The sequence below is a fragment of the Dryocola mayonis genome (assembly GCF_051307045.1).
GTDB lineage: Bacteria > Pseudomonadota > Gammaproteobacteria > Enterobacterales > Enterobacteriaceae > Dryocola.
The window spans coordinates 3,347,445-3,369,863 of the sequence record NZ_CP150452.1 but is presented as its reverse complement, the minus strand read 5'-3'; the positions used below and the strand labels follow the sequence as shown (position 1 = coordinate 3,369,863).

The following is a 22,419-nucleotide window of genomic DNA, read 5'->3' as shown; positions in this document are numbered from 1 at the left end:
AGAGAACCGCCCGAGAAAACGGGCGGTTGAAAGCTATTTTTACTGCATTAGCCGAACAGCGAGTAAGAGATGGCGGAGATAGCGATCAGGCCCATCACCACCACAAACACGTTGCTGATATGGCCGCTGTATTTGCGCATAGCAGGTACTTTCTGGATTGCGTACATCGGCATCAGGAACAGGATCATCGCGATAATCGGGCCGCCCAGGGTTTCAATCATGCCGAGGATGCTTGGGTTCAGGGTAGCCACAATCCAGGTGGTGACCAGCATGAAGATTGCGGTGATGCGGTTGAGTTTATTGATTTCAATGCTCTTGCCTTTACCGCGCAGAGACTTGATAACCATACCGTTGAAGCCTTCACGGGCGCCCAGATAGTGGCCGAGGAAGGACTTGGTGATCGCCACGATGGCAATGATTGGCGCCATCCAGGCGATAACCGGTGCGTTAAAGTGGTTAGCCAGGTAAGACAAAATAGAGATGTTCTGCGCTTTTGCTTCCGCCAGGTTGGCAGGCGAGAGGCTCAGTACGCAGCTGAACACGAAGAACATAACGGTAATCACCATCATGATGTGCGCATAAGAGAGAATGCGGGAGCATTTCTTCTCGGCGCCTTCGCCGTACTCGTTACGTTTTGCTACCGCAAACGCGGAGATAATCGGGGAGTGGTTAAAGGAGAACACCATTACCGGAATCGCCAGCCACAGCGTCATCCACAGGCCGCTGCCGGTTGCCGGCGTTGCGCTGAAAGACAGGGTTTCGAATGCCGCGCTGCTCCAGTTAGGAATCAGGTATAAGGCCAGCATCATCAGCGCCGCGACAAACGGGAACACCAGGATGCTCATCGCCTTAACGATCATTTGCTCGCCGAAACGCACGATGGTCATCAGACCTACGATCAGGATCAGGGACAGAATGGCGCGCGGTGGGGAAACCATACCCAGCTGGTGGGTAATGAAGCTGTCCACGGTGTTGGTAATCGCCACGCTGTAAACCAGCAGGATCGGGTAAATAGCGAAGAAGTAGAGCAGGGTGATGATTTTACCCGCGCCAACGCCGAAGTGTTCTTCCACGACTTCGGTGATGTCTTCGCCGGGATTTTTACCGGACAGCACGAAGCGGGTTAAGCCGCGGTGGGCAAAGAAAGTCATCGGGAAGGCAAGAATCGCCATAATAAACAGTGGAATAAGACCGCCAACGCCTGCGTTAATCGGCAGGAACAGCACGCCGGCACCGATGGCGGTGCCGTACAGGCCAAGCATCCACATAGTATCAGACTTACGCCAGGAACTTTTTGTCTCGACAGAGGCAATACTGCCGGTTTGAGTGGTATCCATTAACTTCTCCAGAAGGAACTGTATGTGCAAAATTTCAGTCAATAACGAGGCTTTTCGCTTGACCGCTGAAACTAAATTCTGTGTCAGGGCTTTTTTATAGTAATTTTGACCCGTAACTATCGGCGGGCGGAAAGATACATTTATGTAATCAATGTATCAGTGATCGCGATCCCAAATGCAAGAATCCACCATTCACAGGGTTATCGGCGGCATTTCAAACTGCTTGATATATGGCCCGCCATATTTTAAGCGCGCAAAGGCTAGCATTTGCGAAAGATGCGATAAATTCACCTCGCTAAAATAATTCGTTTTTATCTACAGAAAGCGGCTTAAACAGCATTTTCAGCATGAAATTGTTCAAAGGACGTGATGTTTTGCGGCGGGAGACGATGCGCAATCGGTTGGCTTGACGGGCGAAGTGACGATTAAGAAGGGCGACATGGCCGCCGCCCTTGGGGAGATCAGGTGCAGATTTCGTAACAGGGGATATAGGCGCTGCCGGGCAGCTTCATACGGTGCTGGGCGACAAATCCTTGCAGCAGATCGTCCATGCGTTTCATCATCTGCGCGTCGCCGTGAATCTTATACGGCCCGTATTGCTCGATGGCGCGAATGCCGCTTTCTTTGACGTTCCCGGCGACAATGCCCGAGAAAGCCCGGCGCAGGGCCGCCGCCAGCTTTTCCGCCGGCTGGTTTGGATGCAGGTTGAGGTTCGCCATATTTTCATGGGTTGGCTCAAACGGCATCTGCAGATCCTGCGCGATACGCATCGACCAGTTGAAGCTGTAGGCGTCGCCGGTTTCGCGGCGGTTCTCTTTCACCTGCGGCATCGCTTTCTTCATCAGGCGCGCCACTTCCGGGGCGTCATCAATGATGATTTTATAGTGGCGTCGGGCCTGTTCGCCGACGGTACTGACGATAAACTCGTCCAGCACGCGGAAATAGTCCTCGCTCTCTTTCGGGCCGGTGAGGATCAGCGGCAGCACCTGGTCGTGGTTGTGCGGATTCATCAGGATGCCCAGCAGATAAAGCAGCTCTTCCGCCGTCCCTACGCCGCCCGGAAAGATGATAATGCCGTGGGCGATACGCACGAAGGCTTCAAGCCGCTTCTCGATATCCGGCATGATGATCAGCTCGTTAACCAGCGGGTTAGGCGGCTCAGCGGCGATAATCGACGGTTCCGTCAGGCCAATAAAGCGGCCATCGCGATAGCGCTGCTGCGCCTGGCCTACCGCCGCGCCTTTCATTGGCGCTTCCATCGCCCCCGGCCCGCAGCCGGTGCAGATGTTCAGCTCGCGCAGGCCAAGCTGGGTGCCTACGCGACGGGCGTACAGGTATTCATTTTCGTTTATCGAGTGCCCGCCCCAGCATACGACGAGGTTCGGCGCCTCGCCGACGTGCAGCGCGCGGGCGTTACGCAGAATCGAAAACACCATGTTGGTGATATGCGAAGAGTCTTCTAAATCCAGGTTCTGGAAGCGGCCCGCGTTAGCAAGCTGGCCGTTAACGAACAAAATGTCGCGTAAGACCGCGAACAGGTTAGCCTGCAGGGCGCGAATGATGCGGCCGTCGACAAAGGCCTCGTCCGGCGGGTTGATGAGTTCCAGCTTGACGCCGCGCTCGCGGCGCAGCACGTTGATATCAAAATTCTCATAGCGCGAGAGAAGTTCTTTGCTGCTGTCGGTCTGGCTGCCTGAGTTAAGGACGGCGAGGGAACAGTTGCGGAAAAGCTGGTAAATGTCGCTGCTGGCCGTGCGTTTAAGCATATCGACTTCCAGCTGCGACAGCATATCCATTGAGCCAAGAGGGCTAATATGTGTAATCAAGTTAACTCCTTACGGAACGAATCTGCCGTTCCTGTTGATTACAATAGCCCTGCCGCGGCGAATTTAACAACCCGAAAACATTAATCCCTTACGGCCCTGCGAGGCATTTCGCATTTATTGGCGAACCAGACGGCCAAACGCCGGATGGAAATCAGCGTTGGTGCGCCATGGGTTGATATCCAGACCGCCGCGGCGGGTGTAACGCGCGTAAACGCTAAGCGACTGCGGCGCGCAAAAACGCTGAATGTCGTTGAAAATACGCTCAACGCACTGCTCGTGAAATTCGTTATGGTGGCGGAAAGAGACGAGGTAACGCAGCAGTTTTTCACGGTTAATGCGCGGGCCGCGATAGCGGATCTGTACTGAACCCCAGTCCGGCTGATGGGTAATCAGGCAGTTGGATTTCAGCAGATGGCTGACCAGCATTTCTTCCGTGATGTCGCCCTCCGCGGCGCCCGCGAGGTAATCGGCGTTGAATTCGTAGCTATCGATAACGATGTTCTGCTCGTCGATGCACTCGCCGTTGAAAGCGGCGATCTCCTGGCCTTCAAGCTCGTGCAAGCGGAACAGCACCACGCTTACTTCGCCCTGCGCACAGGCGCTTAAATCGCGTTTTAATGTTTCCTGTACGGTTTCCCAATCGCGAAAGCGCGTCTGGTTAAAGCTGTTCAGGTAAAGCTTAAAGCTTTTGGACTCCACCAGGTTGACGCTGTTGGCATCCAGCTGCACGTGCCCAACGGCCACCTGCGGCAGGCCGTTATCGTTCAGCCAGGACAGCTCGTATAGCGTCCAGATATCGCCGCCGCTAAACGGCAGGTTATCCGCCTGCAGGCCTAACGGATCGCGGTTCAGGCTGCGCGGCACGGCCTGAAGCAGGGCGGGTTCGTAGGTGTCCTGGTAGGCGGTTGGCTTACCGAGCGTCAGGCCGCTTAGCGCCTGGTGTTTTTCATAAGACATGTGTCACCAATAGAATACGGGTACAATTAGCCTTTATTGTACCGCAGCCTTATGTGAGTGAGAAATTGATGGATAACGATGTGCGCCAGGCGCTGGAAGCATTCACTGAACGTTTCTGCACGCTGTGGCGTGAACAAACCGGCGGATGGCCCGCAAGCGAAGAGCTTTACGGCGTGCCTTCACCCTGCATTGTCACCACCACCGGCGGCGACGTGCGCTGGCAGCCGCAGCCTTTTTCCCCGGCGGCGGATTTAAGCGCGGTAGAACGCGCAATGGATATTTCGCTACAGCCGGCGGCCCATCAGTTTTACACCACGCAGTTCGCAGGCGACATGCCCGCGCTATGCGGCAGCCTGGCTTTAACGCTTCTGCAGACGTGGAGCGAGGATGATTTTCAGCGCGTCCAGGAAAATTTAATCGGCCATCTGGTAACGCAAAAGCGCCTGAAGCTTTCCCCAACCCTCTTCCTTGCCACCACGCAGGACGAAATGGAAGTGGTGTCGCTATGCAACCTGAGCGGCGAAGTGGTGCTGGAAAAAATAGGCACCAGGCAGCGTAAAACGCTGGCGCCGTCGCTCCCGGCGCTGCTGGAAATGCTGCAGCCGCAGGTGATTTAGCGTTTCCTGCCCGTGATGGTGTGAGAGATCTCTTACAAATGCTGTAAGAGATCGCTAACTTTTTCTCGGGTATCGGCTGGCTCTTTTGACCTGCTTTCTTTATTAATCAAATATATAACTCCGAAAGTATGGCCTTTCGAACGAAAGTTTATGGCTCTGTTCACCGCGCGTCCCTTGTAAGACGTGAACAAATAAGAGATCCTGTGTTCGTCGACAGGAGGTCGGGTAGTGAAGGAGATGTCAGGATGACGTCGCTTCATGAAAAAGCGGAACACACCGGGAAGGTGTTACACGGAAGGCTTCTGGAAGAAGCAAGGAACCACTCAGGATGAGTCAGGGACACCTCCAGGACGGAGAATGAGAGCCGAGTCAGGATGAACGGCGGGTCTGGAAGACTAAAGGATTACGCATCAGGACGATGCAGGACGCCAGCAGGACGTTGGTTGCAGGATGCGTTTACGATGGATTGTAGGTCAGGAGACCGCAGGACAAAGTTGTCAAGGACGAGCAGGGAGCACTAAAAGTAGCCGGATTAGCTGCGAAACGAACCGGGAGCACTGTTTCATACAGTGCTCCCTTTTTTTATGCATTTTTTTCGTCACGCTGAAGAAGTGGTATGCTTGCCCGCTTCTTTTTACTGACGTATGAGGTTTTCATGGAACGCCATGCGCTGGTACGCCAGCATTTACACGCAATCGAACAGCTTTTACGCAGCCATCAGCTGTGGCAGGGCGTGGCCCCGCAGCCCGCCGCCTTTGAAAGCACCCAGCCGTTTTGTATGGACACTCTGGAACCGCACGAGTGGCTGCAGTGGGTGCTGATCCCGCGCATGCACGCGCTTATCGACAGCAATCAGCCGCTGCCGACGTCTTTTGCCGTCGCCCCCTATTACGAAATGGCGCTGGACGCCGCCCATATCGGACGCGAACCTTTGCTGGCCGCGCTGCAGGAGCTTGATGCCCTGTTTGCAGGCGCGGCCGACTGATGCTTGAGATAGTCTATCAGGATGAGTGGCTGGTGGCGGTGAACAAACCGTCGGGCTGGCTGGTGCACCGCAGCTGGCTGGACAGGCACGAAAAAGTCTTCGTGATGCAAACCGTACGCGATCAGCTAGGCCAGCACGTGTTTACCGTTCACCGCCTGGACAGGCCGACCTCGGGCGTGCTGCTGATGGCGCTTTCCAGCGAAGTGGCGCGCCTGCTGTCGCAGCAGTTTGAAAACCATCAGATTCATAAGCGCTATCACGCGGTAACGCGCGGCTGGCTGGAAGGCGAGGCGGTGCTTGATTATCCGCTAACCGAAGAGCTGGATAAAATCGCCGACAAGCATGCCGGCCAGGATAAAGGGCCGCAGCCTGCGGTAACGCATTATCGCGGCGTGGCGACGGTTGAAATGCCGGTGCCGGCCGGGCGCTACCCGACGGCCCGCTACAGCCTGGTGGAGCTGGAGCCGCAAACCGGCCGCAAGCATCAGCTGCGCCGTCATCTTTCGCACCTGCGTCATCCTATTATCGGCGATTCCAGACACGGCGATTTACGTCAGAATCGCGCCGCCGCGGAACATTTTGGCTGTCGGCGTTTAATGCTGCACGCCAGTCGCCTGCAGCTTAATCACCCGGTTACCGGCGAGCCGCTCACCCTGCGCGCCGGCCTCGACGACACCTGGATGCAGATGATGTCACAGTTTGGCTGGCGCGGCCTGCCTGGCGATATTGAAAAGGTTGAGTTTGACGCGGGCAACCGTCAGGATGAAAGCCAAGAATCTTAATCCAGGGAGCAAAGCTATGGCCGAAGTGGGTATTTTTGTTGGCACCATGTATGGAAACTCGCTGCTGGTGGCAGAAGAAGCCGAAGCGATTTTGAAAAAGCAGGGGCATCTCGCAACGGTGTTTGAAGACCCCGAGCTCTCGGACTGGCAGCACTACCGTAACCACTACGTGCTGGTCGTTACCTCCACGACCGGCCAGGGCGATCTGCCCGACAGCATTGCTCCGCTGTATCAGGCCCTGAAAGACGAAGTGGGCTATCAGCCGGAGCTGCGCTACGGGCTTATCGCCCTGGGCGACAGCAATTACGATCGTTTCTGCGGAGGCGGCAAGCAGTTTGACGCCCTGCTGCAGGAGCAGGGCGCGACCCGCATCGGCAACGTGCTGGCTATCGACGCCAACGACCATCCTGAACCTGAAGCGGTAGCCAATCCCTGGGTTGAGCAGTGGGGCGCATTGCTAAGCTAGTTTTCGATACCCTCCGCCCGGAGGGTATTCCCGTTATCTTCCCGGTCGCGTCAAGCGAAGCCCCTCACAAAGCCCGCAATTTATCGCCTCAGCCTTAGCCATTTTTCCCGCAGCTTTCAAAATCGTGAACCATCCCCCAGCCTTATGGACAGAAGCCATAAACTGCCCGGTTGTCGCGCAGCAAACTTGTGTTTTTGCACGATGAGGCCGGCAGGCTCCCTTCATATACTTTCTCCCGGTTAAACGATAAAAACGCGCAGAACGGCGTCACGGCTCGTTTTGCTAATAAAAATACCCTGTAAAAAAACCAACGCACCATTTCCGTTACCCTACAAAAGCTGTCCAGTGCAGGAGTGCAACATGAACACAATTAGCCAAACGGCGAGCGCGGTCGAAAAAAGGACCAACGCACGCTACTGGATAGTGGTGATGCTGTTTATCGTCACTTCATTTAACTACGGCGACCGCGCCACCCTGTCGATTGCCGGTTCCGAGATGGCAAAAGACATTGGGCTTGACCCGATTGGCATGGGATACGTTTTCTCGGCGTTTTCCTGGGCCTACGTTATCGGCCAGATCCCCGGCGGCTGGCTGCTTGACCGTTTCGGTTCGAAGCGCGTCTACTTCTGGTCAATCTTTATCTGGTCGATGTTTACCCTGCTGCAGGGCTTCGTCGATATCTTTAGCGGTTTTGGCATCATCATCGCGCTGTTTACGCTGCGTTTTCTGGTGGGCCTGGCTGAAGCGCCCTCCTTCCCCGGCAACAGCCGCATCGTGGCGGCCTGGTTCCCGGCGCAGGAACGCGGCACGGCGGTCGCCATTTTTAACTCCGCGCAGTACTTCGCGACCGTTATCTTCGCCCCGATCATGGGCTGGCTGACGCACGAGGTGGGCTGGTCGCACGTGTTCTTCTTCATGGGCGGGCTGGGCGTCGTCATCAGCTTTATCTGGCTGAAGGTTATCCACGAGCCGAATAACCATCCCGGCGTGAACAAGAAGGAGCTTGAATACATCGAAGAGGGCGGCGCGCTGATCAATATGGATCAGAAGCAGGCCAAAGAGCGCGTGCCGTTCGCGCAGAAGTGGGATCAGATCAAGCAGCTGATCGGCTCGCGCATGATGATCGGCATCTATATCGGCCAGTACTGTATCAATGCCTTAACCTATTTCTTTATCACCTGGTTTCCGGTTTATCTGGTGCAGGAAAAGGGCATGTCGATTCTGAAGGCGGGCGTGGTGGCCTCGGTGCCGGCGGTTTGCGGATTTATGGGCGGCGTGCTGGGCGGGGTTATCTCTGACTGGCTGATGCGCCGCACCGGCTCGCTAAACATCGCCCGGAAAGCGCCCATCGTGCTGGGAATGCTGCTCTCGGTCAGCATGGTGTTTTGTAACTACGTGCAGGCCGAATGGATGGTGGTGGGCTTTATGGCGATGGCCTTCTTCGGCAAAGGCATCGGCGCGCTGGGCTGGGCCGTAATGGCCGATACCGCGCCAAAAGAGATAAGCGGCCTGAGCGGCGGGCTGTTTAACATGTTCGGCAATATCTCCGGCATCGTGACGCCCATCGCTATCGGCTACATTGTCGGGGTTTCCGGGTCGTTTAACGGCGCGCTGATTTACGTAGGCATTCACGCCGTCGTCGCGGTGCTTAGCTACCTGGTCATCGTCGGCGATATCAAACGCGTAGAGCTAAAACCCGTCACCACAGGACGATAACGATGAAGACTCAGGCAGGTCCGATAGTAACCGATATGAAAGTGATTCCGGTAGCAGGCCATGACAGCATGCTGCTCAATATCGGCGGCGCGCACGGCGCGTATTTTACCCGCAACATTGTGGTCCTTACCGATAACGCCGGAAACACCGGCGTTGGCGAGGCGCCGGGCGGCGAGGTGATTTACCAGACGCTGGTGGAGGCCACCGCGCAGGTTGTGGGGCAGGAAGTCGCGCGTATGAATCGCGTGGTGCAGAACGTCCATAAGGGCAACCAGTCGGCCGATTTTGATACCTTCGGCAAGGGCGCCTGGACGTTCGAGCTGCGCGTCAACGCGGTGGCGGCGCTGGAGGCCGCGCTGCTGGATTTACTGGGCAAAGCGCTGAACGTGCCGGTTTGCGAGCTGTTAGGGCCGGGTAAGCAGCGCGACGAAGTTACGGTGCTGGGCTATCTCTTTTATATCGGCGATCGCAACAAAACCGATTTGCCCTACCTTGACGGTAAAAACGCCGGCCACGCCTGGTATGAGCTGCGCCATCAGGAAGCCTTAAGCAGCCGGTCGATTGTGCGCCTGGCGGAGGCCGCGCAGGACCGCTACGGGTTTAAAGATTTTAAACTCAAAGGCGGCGTGCTGCCGGGCGAGCAGGAAATGGACGCCGCGCGCGAGCTGAAAAAACGCTTCCCGGAGGCGCGCATCACCGTGGACCCAAACGGCGCCTGGCTGCTGGATGAAGCCATCGGCCTGTGTAAAGGCATGGGCGATATTCTGACGTACGCCGAAGATCCGTGCGGCGCGGAGCAGGGCTATTCCGGTCGTGAAGTAATGGCGGAGTTCCGGCGGGCGACCGGCCTGCCCGTCGCTACCAATATGATCGCCACCAACTGGCGTGAATTGAACCACGCGGTAATGCTTAATGCAGTAGATATTCCGCTGGCCGATCCGCATTTCTGGACGCTAAGCGGTGCCGTACGCGTAGCGCAGCTATGCGATGACTGGGGGCTGACCTGGGGCTGCCATTCGAATAACCATTTCGATATCTCGCTTGCGATGTTTACCCATGTGGGCGCGGCGGCGCCGGGCAGGCCGACCGCCATCGACACCCACTGGATCTGGCAGGAGGGGGAGCAGCGCCTGACAAAATCTCCGCTGCAAATCGTCAACGGCAGGATTGCCGTGCCGGACGCGCCGGGGCTGGGCGTGGAGCTGGACTGGGAGCAGGTGCGAAAGGCGCACGAGGTCTATAAGTCGCTGCCCGGCGGGGCGCGTAACGACGCCGCCGCCATGCAGTATCTGGCGCCCGGCTGGCAGTTCGATCGTAAACGTCCGGCCTTTGGCCGCGGATAAGATATTTTGCACAAGGAATGAATCATGAGCACCTCAACTTCGACCCCGGCGGTCACCGCCATGCAGGTTATCCCCGTCGCCGGTCACGACAGCATGCTGATGAACCTGAGCGGCGCGCACGCGCCGTTTTTCACCCGCAATATCGTCATCATTAAAGATAACTCCGGGCATACCGGCGTGGGCGAAATTCCGGGCGGCGAGAAAATCCGTCAGACGCTGGAAGAGGCCGCGGCGCTGGTGGTGGGAAAAACCCTCGGCGAGTACAAAAATATTCTCAACGACGTGCGGCAGAAATTTGCCGACCGCGACGCCGGCGGCCGCGGCCTGCAGACGTTTGATTTGCGCACCACCATTCACGTGGTCACCGGTATTGAGGCGGCGATGCTCGACCTGCTCGGCCAGCACCTTGGCGTCAACGTCGCAAGCCTGCTGGGCGACGGGCAGCAGCGCAGCGAAGTGGAAATGCTGGGCTATCTGTTCTTCGTCGGCAACCGCAGGCTTACTCCGCTGCCTTACCAAAGCCAGCCGACGGAGAAATGCGACTGGTATCGTATACGGCATGAGGAAGCCATGACGCCGGACGCCGTGGTGTGCCTTGCCGAAGCCGCCTATGAAAAATACGGCTTTAACGATTTCAAGCTTAAAGGCGGCGTGCTGGCCGGGAGCGAGGAGGCCGAAGCGGTAACCGCGCTGGCAAAACGTTTCCCGCAGGCGCGCGTGACGCTGGATCCGAACGGCGCATGGTCGCTCAACGAAGCCATCAGCCTGGGCAAACAGCTACGCGGCGTGCTGGCTTATGCTGAAGATCCGTGCGGCGCGGAGCAGGGCTATTCCGGCCGTGAAGTGATGGCGGAGTTCCGGCGGGCAACCGGCCTGCCAACGGCCACCAATATGATCGCCACCGACTGGCGGCAGATGGGCCATACGCTGTCTTTGCAATCTGTCGATATCCCGCTTGCGGACCCGCATTTCTGGACCCTGCAAGGCTCGGTACGCGTAGCCCAGATGTGCCATGATTTCGGTCTGACCTGGGGCTCCCACTCCAACAACCACTTCGATATTTCTCTGGCGATGTTCACCCACGTGGCGGCCGCCGCGCCGGGCAACGTTACCGCCATCGATACCCACTGGATCTGGCAGGAGGGCAATCAGCGCCTGACCCGGCGGCCGTTTGAAATTAAAGGCGGCATGGTGCAGGTGCCGTCCACGCCGGGGCTGGGCGTTGAGCTGGATATGGACGAAGTGATGAAGGCCCACGAGCTGTATCAAAAACACGGGCTTGGCGCACGGGATGACGCTATGGCAATGCAGTATCTTATCCCGCAATGGACTTTTGATAATAAACGCCCCTGCATGGTGCGTTAAGCTAGCCGCCGGCGCCCGCGGGCGCCGGATCATGACAACTCCCAATCGCGACGGACGGCATATGAAAATTGTAATCGCACCAGACTCCTGGAAAGAGAGCCTCAGCGCTCTGGAGGTGGCGACACAGATAGAAGCGGGCTTCCGGGAAATTTTTCCCGCCGCCCGGTACGTGAAGCTGCCGGTCGCAGATGGGGGGGAAGGCACCGTAGAGGCCATGGTCGCGGCAACGGAAGGCAGCCTTGTGGAGGTTAACGTGACGGGGCCGCTGGGCAGGCCGGTTGCGGCATTTTATGGGCTTTCCGGCGACGGCGAGTGCGCTTTTATCGAAATGGCGGCGGCCAGCGGGCTGGAGCAGGTTCCGCTAGCGGAGCGTAATCCGTTGCTCACCACTTCGTGGGGCACGGGCGAGCTTATTCGCCACGCGCTGGACGGCGGCGTAAAGCACATCATTATCGGCATCGGCGGCAGCGCAACGAACGACGGCGGCATCGGCATGGTGCAGGCGCTGGGCGCGAGGCTGCTCAACGAGCGCGGCGAGCAGCTGGGATACGGCGGCGGCGAGCTTGAACATCTGGCTTGCGTTGATATCAGCGGGCTGGATAAGCGCCTGCGGGATTGCCGCATCGAGGTGGGCCTGCGACGTCACCAATCCTTTAACCGGCGACGAGGGCGCTTCCGCCGTTTTCGGGCCGCAGAAGGGCGCTACCCCGGCCATGGTGAAACAGCTGGATGACGCGCTTGGGCACTACGCAGAAATTATCGCCCGCGATCTGGATATTGACGTGCTGAAGATGGCGGGCGGCGGCGCGGCGGGCGGCATGGGCGCCGCCCTGTACGCCTTTTGCGGCGCCGAGCTACGGCAGGGCATCGAGATTGTGACCGAAGCGCTTGAGCTCGATAAGGTCGTGCGCGACGCGGATCTGGTTATCACCGGCGAAGGCCGCATTGACAGCCAGAGCATTCACGGCAAGGTGCCGGTTGGCGTGGCAAAGGTGGCAAAACGCTACAACAAGCCGGTGATTGGCATTGCGGGCAGCCTTACCAGGGATGTCGGCGTGGTTCACGAGCACGGGCTGGATGCGGTATTCAGCGTGCTGTACACCATCTGCACCCTTGAAGAGGCGCTGGAAAACGCCGGGGATAACCTGCGCATGGCGGCACGCAACATCGCCGCAGCGCTGGCGATAGGCCGTTCGTTTCCCGATACGTAAAGAAAGCGGCTCCCGAACGATGGCGTTATCAGACGGGAGTTCGGCTTCATCAGGCTACCTTTCTGAGGTGCATTTTGCGGTAGGCCGAAGGCGAAATAGTGTATTTTTTGCCAAAGATACGCGTAAAGGACTGCTGGGAATCAAAGCCATAACGCTCTGAAATATCAACGATTCTGTCGTTCGTATTGACCAGGTCCTCGGCGGCCAGCAGCAGCTTTCTGTCCCTGATCCAGGTCCCCATGCTTTTCCCGGTGGTGCTGGTAAACAGCCGCTGCAGGTACCACTTTGAATAGCCGGAATGTTTCGCCACGTCTTCAATTCTGAGCGGCTTATCCATGTTGTCTTCAATCCATTCAATCAGGGATTCCATGAAGCGTTCGGGCATGGACATACATCCTCCTTTTCTTATGCATATGTCGATGGTTAATCGGTTTTTGCTTCCCACCAGGAATAGAACTTTTGTTGCGGATCGTGCATTTTCACCACGCTGCCCATTTCCGGCGTCAGCAGGGTGTAAAGCCGGTCTTTGCTAGCCGCAGCGATCCTTTTCCAGGGATCGTACCAGGTGTGGTTTGACATTGAAAAACGCCCGGCGTGTCCTGGCAGCATCACCTTAGCGTTCAGGTCAGCGGCGGCGGCGGCGGTTTCTTCAGGCAGCATATGAATGTTTTGCCAGGCCGGGTCGTACTGGCCGTTTTCCAGAATGGCGAGGTCTGGCGGGCCGAACTGTTCGCCAATTTTTTTGAAATGTGGACCGTAGCCGCTGTCACCGCTGTAGAAAATCTTCTGGCGCGGGGTGACAAACATGAAGCTTGCCCAGAGCGTTTTGTTACTGGTTAAGCCGCGTCCGGAGAAGTGGCGCGCCGGCAGGGCGTGGATAGTTAAATCTTGCGTCACCGCCGCCTTTTCGTGCCAGTCCAGCTCGTGGATGATTTCCGGCGCAAAGCCCCAGGCTTCCAGATGCGAACCTACGCCCAGCGCCGTGACGATCTTTTTCACCTTGGGCTTAAGCGCCGTCAGCGTCGGATAATCCAGATGATCCCAGTGATCGTGAGAGATAATCAGGTAATCGATCGTCGGCATATCCGCCGCCTGCCAGGGAGAAGCGCCGTTAAACGCCTTGTTGAGGAAAGAAAAGGGCGCGGCGTAGCCGCTGAACACCGGGTCGATAAGGATTTTATGGCCGCCGATTTGCATAAACCACGAGGAGTGGCCAAGCCAGACCACCAGATCCTCATCGCTTTTCAGCGACCGCAAATCCGTCTTTATCACCGGCAAAGCGTATTCGGGCCTGGTGTCTTTATGCTTTACGAACAGGAACTCGGCTAGCACCGATAAAAAACTTTTGCCGTTGGTGTACATCGGCGTCGCCGTTTCGTTATGAAACCTGCCGTCACGCCAGTTTGGCGAGGCCTGAATTCGCGCAAGCCGCTGTCCATCCGGCAGCTTTCCAAACTCGATCATCGAGAAGAGCCTGGTAAAACCAGCGATACTGCCTGCTAACATAATGACCACCAGAATGATTGTTTTGACAGTTTTACGACGGGGCCTGGGCGGCGTCATACGAAATACGATTGTCATTGAGTGAGTGAACACTCATTATAGAAACGCGCGGCCGACCGTCAATCACATTTTTGTCAGCGGGCCATCCGGCGCAGGTGAAATCCCGCAGGCCGCCAGTATGGTTGCTCAGGCGCCGGCTAACATGGTTTAATTTTGGGGAAAATCGTGAGAACTGTGAGGAAATGTGGCTCGTCCAAAAAGTGAAGATAAACGTATAGCCCTTCTTGAAGCGGCAAAAGTGGCGGTGGCCGAGCTGGGGCTGGGCGCGGCAACCTCGCTCATTGCCAAAAAAGCCGGGGTCGCCGAGGGGACGCTATTTCGCTATTTCGCCACTAAAGATGAGCTGCTAAACGCGCTCTACCTGCACCTCAAGTCAAGCCTTGGCAAAACGATGATGGAAAACTATCGTCCCGGATCTTCGGTAAAAGAGCGCGCTCGCGCGGTGTGGAGCGGCTTTATCGACTGGGGACTGATTTCGCCGGCGGCAAGCAAGGCGATGCGCCAGCTTGCGGTATCCGACAAAATCACCGAAGAAACCATGGAGCGGGCGGCCCAGCTTTACCCGGAGCTGCACGAGCTGGCGGAAGCCTGCATCACCAGCGAGTTTTTCTCCTGCGGGCAGTCCGCTTTTGCCGATGCGATCTTTTTCTCGCTGGCGGAAACCACCATGGAATTCGCCTCCCGTGAACCCCAGGAGGCGGACAACTATAAAACGGCCGGTTTCGAGGTGATGTGGCGGGCGATGACCAAGGGCTAGCGCGCCTTCCTGGCGGTGGATACGCCTGCGCTTATCCGCCTTACGCCAGCATTCTCTGCGCCTCTTTGGCGACGTTATCCATTTCATCCAGCAGTTCAAGCAGCTCCGGCTCCAGCTCCTGCGGCGGGGCGCCGTTGCGCATTTCATGCTCAAGCGTCATACACAGCTTTTTCAGCCGCGGCACCCCGCTGTAGCTGCAGCTGCCGTGGAGTTTGTGGATGATTTCTAACAGCCCGGACGGATTTTCGCCCACCAGCTGTTCCTCAACGGTATTACGTACTTCCGGCAGGAAGGCCAGCAGCATCTGCAGCATATCCCGCGCCAGGTCGGGCTTGTTTGCCGCCTGCTGCAGGGCGAGCGCCCAGTCCAGCGTCTGGTTTTTACTTTCCGCCGGCGGCACGGCATCGAACGACGGCGCGCTGCCGGCTACGATGCTGCCCGGCTGATAGCGCGCCAGCAGGTTGTGCAGCTTTTGCTCTTCGATAGGCTTGGCGAGATAGTCGTTCATCCCGGCGCTGAGCAGCTTCTCTTTTTGCCCCGCCATCGCATGCGCCGTCACGGCGATGACCGGCGTTTGCTGATGGTGCGGCAGCTGGCGTATCAGCTCGCAGGCGCGGATGCCGTCCATTTCCGGCATCTGAATATCCATCAAAATAATATCCGGCTGCATCTGCTTGGCGCGGTCGATGGCCTGCAGGCCGCTTTCACATAGCACCACGTTCTGGACATGGTCCTCCAGCAGGGCGCCAATCAGCTTCAGGTTGGCGGGGTTGTCGTCGACGGCCATTACCGTCATCGGGAATTTGCCGTCGCTTAGGGCCTGCGGCAAGCTGCGGCGTTTTGCACAGCGCGCGGTCTGCCAGCATGGGCAGCAGGCGCGTTGAGGTTATCGGCTTGAGCAGGCAGGCGAAAACCCCCTGCTTTTTAAGCGACTCCGCGCTGACCTGCGCATGGCACGGCAGCGCCAGAATCAGGCAGTCGGTCATCGCGGTGGCCCGCACCAGCTTCGGATTTTCCATGCTCAGCGCGTCGGTAAAGGTCACCGGTACGCCGATGAGCAGAATGTCATAGTGCTCGTCGGGCAGCGTCGCAAACGACGGGCTGTAGACCACGGTTAAAGGCGTGTCGGCCAGCAGGTTAAGGGTGCTTTGCGCAGCGGTGGCGTTCTGTTCGACGTAGGCGATGCGCTTGCCGGCCAGGTTTTCGGTGGAATAGCCGTCCAGCACCGCATTCGGGTTTAAATCGAGATTAATATGGAACCAGAAGGTCGAGCCGCGGTTAGGCTGGCTGTGGAAGGAGATATCGCCTCCCATTTCGTTAACCAGCTTTTGCGTGATGACGAGGCCAAGGCCGGTGCCGCCGTGGCGGCGTGAAATGCTGGCGTCCGCCTGGCGAAACGCCTGGAACAGCCGCGACTGCTCGCGCTCCGGGATGCCGATGCCGGTGTCGTGGATCTGCATTTCGATCTGGACTTTATTATTGCCCTGCGAGCGCTTCTCGACGAGCAGGTCGATATTGCCGCTTTCGGTAAATTTAATGGCGTTGCCGACCAGATTGGTTATCACCTGCTGCAGGCGCAGCGGGTCGCCGATCACGTTGTCCGGCACGTCGTTTTTGATATTCAGCGTCAGCTCCAGACCTTTGTCGTGAGCCGAATGCGCCAGCAGGGTAACCACTTCATCAAGCGTGCTGCGCAGCGGGAAGGGGATGCTTTCAAGTATCAGCTTGCCCGCTTCGAGCTTCGAGAAGTCCAGCACGTCGTTGATGATGGTAAGCAGATTGTTTGCCGAACGTTCGATGGTGTGCAGATGGTCGCGCTGGGTCTGGTTAAGGTCGGTTTTTAAGGTCAGGCGCGTGAAGCCGATGACGCCGTTGAGCGGAGTACGCAGCTCGTGGGACATATTGGCGAGGAATTCTGACTTGATGCGGGCGGCCTCCTGGGCGCGTTTCTTCGCTAAATCCAGCTCAACGTTCTGGATTTCCATCTGTTCGAGGGTTTCGCGCAGATCGAAGGTCGCCTGGTCGATATTATGCTGCATCTCTTCGTGATAGGCGGTGAGCGACATGGCCATCGAGTTAATGCCGTTCTTCAGCATATCCAGCTCGCCGAGCATAAAGCCTTCGACGCGGCTATCAAGCTGTCCGCGGCGGATGCGGTCAACGGTGTTCACCATATTGCGAATCGGGCTTGTGACGTCGCGCATCAGCCGATAGGCAAACAGCATGGCGATGCCCACGCAGAACAGCATCATCATTGTGGAGATAAAAATTTCCCGATACTGCTGCAGGCGCACGGATTTAAGATCCAACTCCATCGCCACGTAGCCGAGCGTATTGCCTGCGGGCTTGGCATCGATGATTGCCGACTCGTCCGGCGAATAGCTTTCGGAAATGATTGGCGTGCGCAGAATAATAACGTCGCCTTTGCGCGTCACGCTCAGGCTTTGCGGCGGCTTCTGTCCGTCCGGCAGCTGCAGCTCCGAGGGGCTGAGGTGATAATTGGAGGTGACAAAAAGCTTATTATTTTCGTCAAAGACGGAAATGGCCCGCACGATATCCGAATGGCGGCGGTGCAGCACGCTGACCAGCTGACGGATGGATTCGCGGCTGTGGAAGTTCATGCCGTATTCGCTTGAGACCGCAAGCGGCTCAATGATACTGGCGCCGGCATCCTCCAGCTGGCGCTGTAGGTCATTGTAACGATGGACCACGAAAAAGGTGCTGAGCAGCAAACCGATCATCAGCGTCGGAGCCAGAATCAGGATCATCATGCGTGCCCGCAGGCTGTAGTTGGTCATGGGGTTCCGATATGGGACAATTAAGACAACGGTTAATATTTGAGAGCACATCTCCACTTATGGCGCAATTCTACTCTGCAAAGCGACGGGTTACGACTCGTCAAATCATAACCGTGACGGTTAATGACCTGGATCCGTTCGGACAGGGCGTGGCGCGTCACAATGGAAAAGCGCTGTTTATCGCCGGCGCCCTGCCGGGCGAGCAGGCGGAAATCGCTATCACCGAGGATAAACGCAGCTTTGCGCAGGCCGTAGTGAAAAAACGTCTGAACGACAGTCCGGAACGCGTCGCCCCGCGCTGCCGGCATTTTGGCGTCTGCGGTGGCTGCCAGCAGCAGCATGCGAGCGTTGCGCTGCAGCAGCAGGCGAAGTCCCGCGCCCTGGCGCGCATGATGGGAACGCGGGAGTCGCCGCGTCAGGTTGATGAAATTATTGCCGGCAAGCCCTGGGGCTATCGCCGTCGCGCGCGCCTGAGCCTGAATTTTCACCTCAAAACGCAAACCTTGCAGATGGGCTTTCGCAAAGCGAGCGACAAAGAGCTGGTTAATATTCATCAGTGCCCCGTTTTAGCGCCCCAACTTGAAGCGTTGCTGGAACCTTTGCGTCTGTGCTTGTCAGAGTTAAAAGCCGTGCGTCGTTTAGGCCATGTGGAGCTGGTGCTTGCGGACGGCGGCCCGCTGATGGTGCTGCGCCATCTCAGCCCGCTTGAAATGGGCGACCGGGAAAAACTGGAACGTTTTTCGCAAACGGCAGGAGTCACGCTATTTCTGGCGCCGGACAGCGAAACTCTGGAAGCGCCGGGCGATGCGGCTCCCTGGTATCATTCAGACGGGCTACGCTTAAGCTTTAGCCCGCGCGATTTCATCCAGGTGAACGACGCGGTAAACCAGCAAATGGTCGCCCGCGCTATCGACTGGCTTGATATTCAGCCCGAGGACCGGGTGCTGGATCTGTTTTGCGGGATGGGAAACTTTACTTTGCCGCTGGCAAAACGCGCGGCAAGCGTGGTCGGCGTTGAAGGCGTTGCTGCGCTGGTGGCGAAAGGTGAATATAATGCGCGTTATAATTCACTGAAAAACGTCACCTTCTTTCATGAGAATCTGGAAGAGGATGTGACCCGCCACCCCTGGGCGGCGCTGGGCTTTGATAAAATACTGCTCGACCCGGCGCGCGCGGGCGCGCCGGGCGTAATGCAGCACGTTATCAAACTTGCGCCGCGGCGGGTGGTTTACGTTTCCTGTAACCCCACGACGCTTGCGCGCGACAGCGAGGCGTTATTAAGCGCGGGTTACCAGATTCGGCGGCTGGCAATGCTCGACATGTTTCCCCACACTGGGCACCTGGAGTCAATGGCGCTCTTTGAGCGTATTTAAGCGGTTAATCAGGCAAGCGGCCTGATGCGAGTACCAGACAGGAGAGGATAATGGTTGCGGTAAGAAGTGCACATCTCAATAAAGCCGGCGAATTTGCGCCCGATAAATGGATTGAAAGCCTCGGGATCGCCAGCCAGCAGTCGTGTGAACGCTTAGCCGAAACCTGGCGTTACTGCGAACAGCAGACCAAAGGCCATCCGGATGCGGATCTCCTGCTGTGGCGCGGCGTCGAAATGGTCGAGATCCTCTCCATGCTGAGCATGGACAACGATACGCTCCGGGCGGCGCTGCTGTTCCCGCTTGCCGATGCGGACGTGGTCAGCGAAGAGGTGATGCGCGAGAGCATCGACAGCCAGGTCGTCACGCTGATTCACGGCGTGCGCGACATGGCCGCCATTCGTCAGCTAAAAGCCGCCCATACCGACTCCGTCTCCGCCGAGCAGGTGGATAACGTACGCCGCATGCTGCTGGCGATGGTGGATGATTTCCGCTGCGTGGTCATCAAGCTTGCCGAACGCATCGCCCACCTGCGCGAGGTGAAGGACGCGCCGGAAGATGAGCGCGTGCTTGCCGCAAAAGAGTGTACCAATATCTACGCCCCCCTCGCCAACCGCCTGGGCATCGGGCAGCTGAAGTGGGAAATGGAAGATTACTGCTTCCGCTATCTGCATCCCGCGGAATATAAGCGCATCGCCAAACTGCTGCATGAGCGCCGAATCGATCGCGAACACTATATCGACGAGTTCGTGGCATCGCTGCGCAAGTCGATGAAGGAAGAGGGCGTAAAAGCCGAGGTGTACGGCCGTCCGAAACACATCTACAGCATCTGGCGCAAAATGCAGAAGAAATCTCTCGCCTTCGACGAGCTGTTCGATGTGCGCGCGGTGCGCATCGTTGCGGAACGCCTGCAGGATTGCTACGCCGCGCTGGGCATCGTGCATACCCATTTCCGCCACCTGCCGGACGAGTTCGACGATTACGTCGCCAACCCGAAACCCAACGGCTACCAGTCGATCCACACGGTGGTACTGGGGCCGCACGGCAAAACTATCGAAATCCAGATCCGTACGAAGCAGATGCACGAAGAGTCGGAGCTGGGGGTCGCCGCCCACTGGAAGTACAAAGAGGGCAACGCGCGCAGCGGCAATACGGGCCACGAAGACCGCATCGCGTGGCTGCGTAAACTGATCGCCTGGCAGGAAGAAATGGCGGACTCCGGCGAGATGCTCGACGAAGTGCGCAGCCAGGTCTTCGACGACAGGGTGTACGTGTTTACGCCAAAAGGCGACGTGGTGGATTTGCCCGCGGGCTCCACGCCGCTCGACTTCGCCTACCATATTCACAGCGACGTCGGCCATCGCTGCATCGGCGCGAAGATTGGCGGGCGCATCGTGCCCTTTACCTATCAGCTGCAGATGGGCGATCAGATTGAAATCATCACCCAGAAACAGCCGAACCCGAGCCGCGACTGGCTGAACCCGAACCTCGGCTATGTCACCACCAGCCGCGGACGCGCCAAAATCCACAACTGGTTCCGCAAACAGGATCGCGATAAGAATATCCTCGCGGGGCGCCAGATTCTGGATGACGAAATCGAACGTCTGGGCATCAGCCTGAAAGAGGCGGAGAAGCATCTGCTGCCGCGCTATAACTTTAATGAAATCGATGAGTTACTGGCGGCGATTGGCGGCGGCGATATTCGTCTCAACCAGATGAGCAACTTCCTGCAGGCGCAGTTTAATAAACCGACCGCCGCCGAGCAGGACGAGCAGGCGCTGCGCCAGCTCAAGCAGAAAACCTACGCCCCGCAGTCGCGCAGCAAGGATAACGGCCGCGTGGTGGTTGAAGGCGTGGGCAACCTGATGCACCACATTGCGCGCTGCTGCCAGCCGATTCCGGGGGATGAAATCGTCGGCTTTATTACCCAGGGCCGCGGGATCTCCATTCACCGTGCGGACTGCGATCAGCTCGCCGAGCTGCAGTTCCAGGCACCGGAACGCATCGTTGACGCCGTATGGGGCGAAAGCTACTCCAGCGGCTACTCGCTGGTGGTACGCGTAACGGCTAACGATCGTAGCGGGCTGCTGCGCGACATCACCACTATTCTTGCGAACGAGAAGGTGAACGTGCTGGGCGTGGCGAGCCGCAGCGACACTAAGCAGCAGCTGGCCACCATCGATATGAACATTGAAATCTACAACCTGCAGGTGCTGGGCCGCGTGCTCGGTAAGCTCAATCAGGTGCCGGATATTATCGATGCTAAGCGTCTGCACGGCTGATATTACGCCGGTAACTTTGTAGGGTGGATAAGCGAAGCGCCGTCCACCGATTCCTTCGATACCCCTGGCGGATGACGCATCGCTTATCCGCCCTACGTTTTGTAAAGGACAGACCTTGACTCAAATCTCCCGCCTTCTGGGCATCATGAAGCGCCTGCGCGACCCGGAAAACGGCTGCCCGTGGGATCGCGAACAAACCTTTGCCACCATCGCGCCGTACACGCTTGAAGAAACTTACGAAGTGCTCGACGCCATCAACCGCGAAGATTTCGAAGACCTGCGCGGCGAGCTGGGCGATCTGCTGTTCCAGGTCGTGTTTTACGCGCAGATGGCCCAGGAAGAAGGGCGTTTTAATTTCGACGATATTTGCGCCGCCATCAGCGATAAGCTCGAACGCCGCCACCCGCATATTTTTGCCGACGGCGAGGCGGGCACAAGCCATGAAGTGCTGACTAAGTGGGAGCAGATAAAAACCGCCGAGCGCGCTGAAAAAGAGCAGCATTCCGCGCTGGACGATATCCCTGAGGCGTTGCCCGCTTTAATGCGCGCGCAAAAAATACAAAAGCGCTGCTCGTCCGTTGGCTTCGACTGGCATTCTCTCGGCCCGGTGCTGGACAAAGTGCATGAGGAAATTGACGAGGTGATGCACGAGGCGCAGCAGGCGGTGGTTGATGAAGCGAAGCTCGAAGAAGAAGTCGGCGATTTACTGTTCGCTACGGTGAATCTGGCGCGCCATTTAGGCACCAAAGCCGAGGTCGCCTTACAAAAAGCCAACCGTAAATTTGAGCGCCGTTTCCGCGAAGTCGAAAGCATTATTGCCGCGCAGGGCCTGGAAATGCCGGGCGCAACCCTCGAACAGATGGAAAACGCCTGGCAGCAGGTTAAACGCCAGGAAACTGATATCTAACGCGTTTTTGCTGTCGGGCGCATTTAATGTCAAATTCAATTTAACAAGCGCTTGATTTGCGTCAAAAACATTTATGGCAGATCCGCTATTTTCCGCAGCCTGACAAAGCGCGAGGTCAGGTTGGCGGGTAAAGAATG

The 22,419-nt window shown here is 57.5% G+C and carries 16 protein-coding genes and 2 pseudogenes; 12 read left to right on the top strand and 6 right to left on the bottom strand.

What is annotated here, in order from left to right:
- Window positions 1-47 precede the first annotated feature (47 nt).
- The 3 genes from WLO32_RS16290 to queF all read right to left on the bottom strand — a co-directional run bounded on the left by WLO32_RS16290 (window position 48) and on the right by queF (window position 4,120).
- Window positions 48-1,337: an HAAAP family serine/threonine permease gene (locus WLO32_RS16290; RefSeq protein WP_435946057.1), complete on the bottom strand. Its 1,290-nt coding sequence runs from the start codon at window positions 1,335-1,337 to the stop codon at window positions 48-50.
- Window positions 1,338-1,798: 461 nt separating this feature from the next.
- The gene (gene ppnN / locus WLO32_RS16285; RefSeq protein ID WP_435946055.1) at window positions 1,799-3,163 is read right to left on the bottom strand and encodes a nucleotide 5'-monophosphate nucleosidase PpnN; all 1,365 of its coding nucleotides are present in this window, start codon (window positions 3,161-3,163) and stop codon (window positions 1,799-1,801) included.
- 114 nt (window positions 3,164-3,277) lie between these two features.
- Complete coding sequence (gene queF / locus WLO32_RS16280) at window positions 3,278-4,120, bottom strand: NADPH-dependent 7-cyano-7-deazaguanine reductase QueF (RefSeq protein WP_435946053.1); 843 nt, start codon at window positions 4,118-4,120, stop codon at window positions 3,278-3,280.
- A 68-nt stretch (window positions 4,121-4,188) separates the two neighbouring features.
- Between queF and syd the strand changes: the two genes are divergently transcribed.
- From syd to WLO32_RS16240, 8 genes and pseudogenes are all read left to right on the top strand, one after another.
- Window positions 4,189-4,737, top strand: a complete 549-nt coding sequence (gene syd / locus WLO32_RS16275) for a SecY-interacting protein (RefSeq protein ID WP_435948324.1) — start codon at window positions 4,189-4,191, stop codon at window positions 4,735-4,737.
- Window positions 4,738-5,392: 655 nt separating this feature from the next.
- Window positions 5,393-5,722, top strand: coding sequence for a YqcC family protein (locus WLO32_RS16270; RefSeq protein WP_435946051.1), 330 nt, complete (start codon window positions 5,393-5,395; stop codon window positions 5,720-5,722).
- Window positions 5,722-6,504 carry a tRNA pseudouridine(65) synthase TruC gene (gene truC / locus WLO32_RS16265; RefSeq protein WP_435946049.1) on the top strand — a complete coding sequence of 261 codons (783 nt, stop codon included), beginning with the start codon at window positions 5,722-5,724 and terminating at the stop codon, window positions 6,502-6,504. Before WLO32_RS16270 ends, truC begins: the two co-directional genes overlap by 1 nt.
- 16 nt (window positions 6,505-6,520) lie before the next feature.
- A complete protein-coding gene (locus tag WLO32_RS16260; RefSeq protein ID WP_435946047.1) occupies window positions 6,521-6,970 on the top strand; it encodes a flavodoxin in 450 nt (149 codons plus the stop codon).
- Window positions 6,971-7,330: 360 nt separating this feature from the next.
- Window positions 7,331-8,686, top strand: coding sequence for an MFS transporter (locus tag WLO32_RS16255; RefSeq protein WP_435946045.1), 1,356 nt, complete (start codon window positions 7,331-7,333; stop codon window positions 8,684-8,686).
- A gap of 2 nt (window positions 8,687-8,688) precedes the next feature.
- Entirely contained in the window at window positions 8,689-10,029 is a 1,341-nt protein-coding gene (locus tag WLO32_RS16250) for an enolase C-terminal domain-like protein (protein WP_435946043.1), read from the top strand.
- Window positions 10,030-10,053: 24 nt separating this feature from the next.
- Window positions 10,054-11,394 carry a glucarate dehydratase gene (gene gudD / locus WLO32_RS16245; RefSeq protein ID WP_435946041.1) on the top strand — a complete coding sequence of 447 codons (1,341 nt, stop codon included), beginning with the start codon at window positions 10,054-10,056 and terminating at the stop codon, window positions 11,392-11,394.
- A gap of 61 nt (window positions 11,395-11,455) precedes the next feature.
- Window positions 11,456-12,605: pseudogene (locus tag WLO32_RS16240) on the top strand (glycerate kinase).
- Between the two features lie 49 nt (window positions 12,606-12,654).
- On the opposite strand, the gene WLO32_RS16235 reads toward WLO32_RS16240, so the two are convergent.
- Together WLO32_RS16235 and WLO32_RS16230 are read right to left on the bottom strand one after the other, a co-directional pair.
- Window positions 12,655-12,996 (bottom strand): helix-turn-helix domain-containing protein, encoded by a 342-nt coding sequence (locus WLO32_RS16235; protein ID WP_435946039.1) that lies wholly within the window; start codon window positions 12,994-12,996, stop codon window positions 12,655-12,657.
- 32 nt (window positions 12,997-13,028) lie between these two features.
- Window positions 13,029-14,111 carry an MBL fold metallo-hydrolase gene (locus tag WLO32_RS16230; RefSeq protein ID WP_435946037.1) on the bottom strand — a complete coding sequence of 361 codons (1,083 nt, stop codon included), beginning with the start codon at window positions 14,109-14,111 and terminating at the stop codon, window positions 13,029-13,031.
- A gap of 241 nt (window positions 14,112-14,352) precedes the next feature.
- Here WLO32_RS16230 and WLO32_RS16225 point away from each other — a divergent pair, with 241 nt between their 5' ends.
- Window positions 14,353-14,925 (top strand): TetR/AcrR family transcriptional regulator, encoded by a 573-nt coding sequence (locus WLO32_RS16225; RefSeq protein ID WP_435946035.1) that lies wholly within the window; start codon window positions 14,353-14,355, stop codon window positions 14,923-14,925.
- Window positions 14,926-14,965: 40 nt separating this feature from the next.
- Here WLO32_RS16225 and barA read toward each other — a convergent pair.
- Window positions 14,966-17,723, bottom strand: a pseudogene (barA, locus tag WLO32_RS16220) (two-component sensor histidine kinase BarA).
- Window positions 17,724-17,782: 59 nt separating this feature from the next.
- Here barA and rlmD point away from each other — a divergent pair.
- From rlmD to mazG, 3 genes are all read left to right on the top strand, one after another.
- Window positions 17,783-19,096, top strand: coding sequence for a 23S rRNA (uracil(1939)-C(5))-methyltransferase RlmD (rlmD, locus tag WLO32_RS16215; protein ID WP_435946033.1), 1,314 nt, complete (start codon window positions 17,783-17,785; stop codon window positions 19,094-19,096).
- A gap of 50 nt (window positions 19,097-19,146) precedes the next feature.
- A complete protein-coding gene (gene relA / locus WLO32_RS16210) occupies window positions 19,147-21,375 on the top strand; it encodes a GTP diphosphokinase (RefSeq protein WP_435946032.1) in 2,229 nt (742 codons plus the stop codon).
- Between the two features lie 115 nt (window positions 21,376-21,490).
- A complete protein-coding gene (mazG, locus tag WLO32_RS16205) occupies window positions 21,491-22,282 on the top strand; it encodes a nucleoside triphosphate pyrophosphohydrolase (RefSeq protein WP_435946030.1) in 792 nt (263 codons plus the stop codon).
- The last annotated feature ends 137 nt before the right edge of the window (window positions 22,283-22,419 follow it).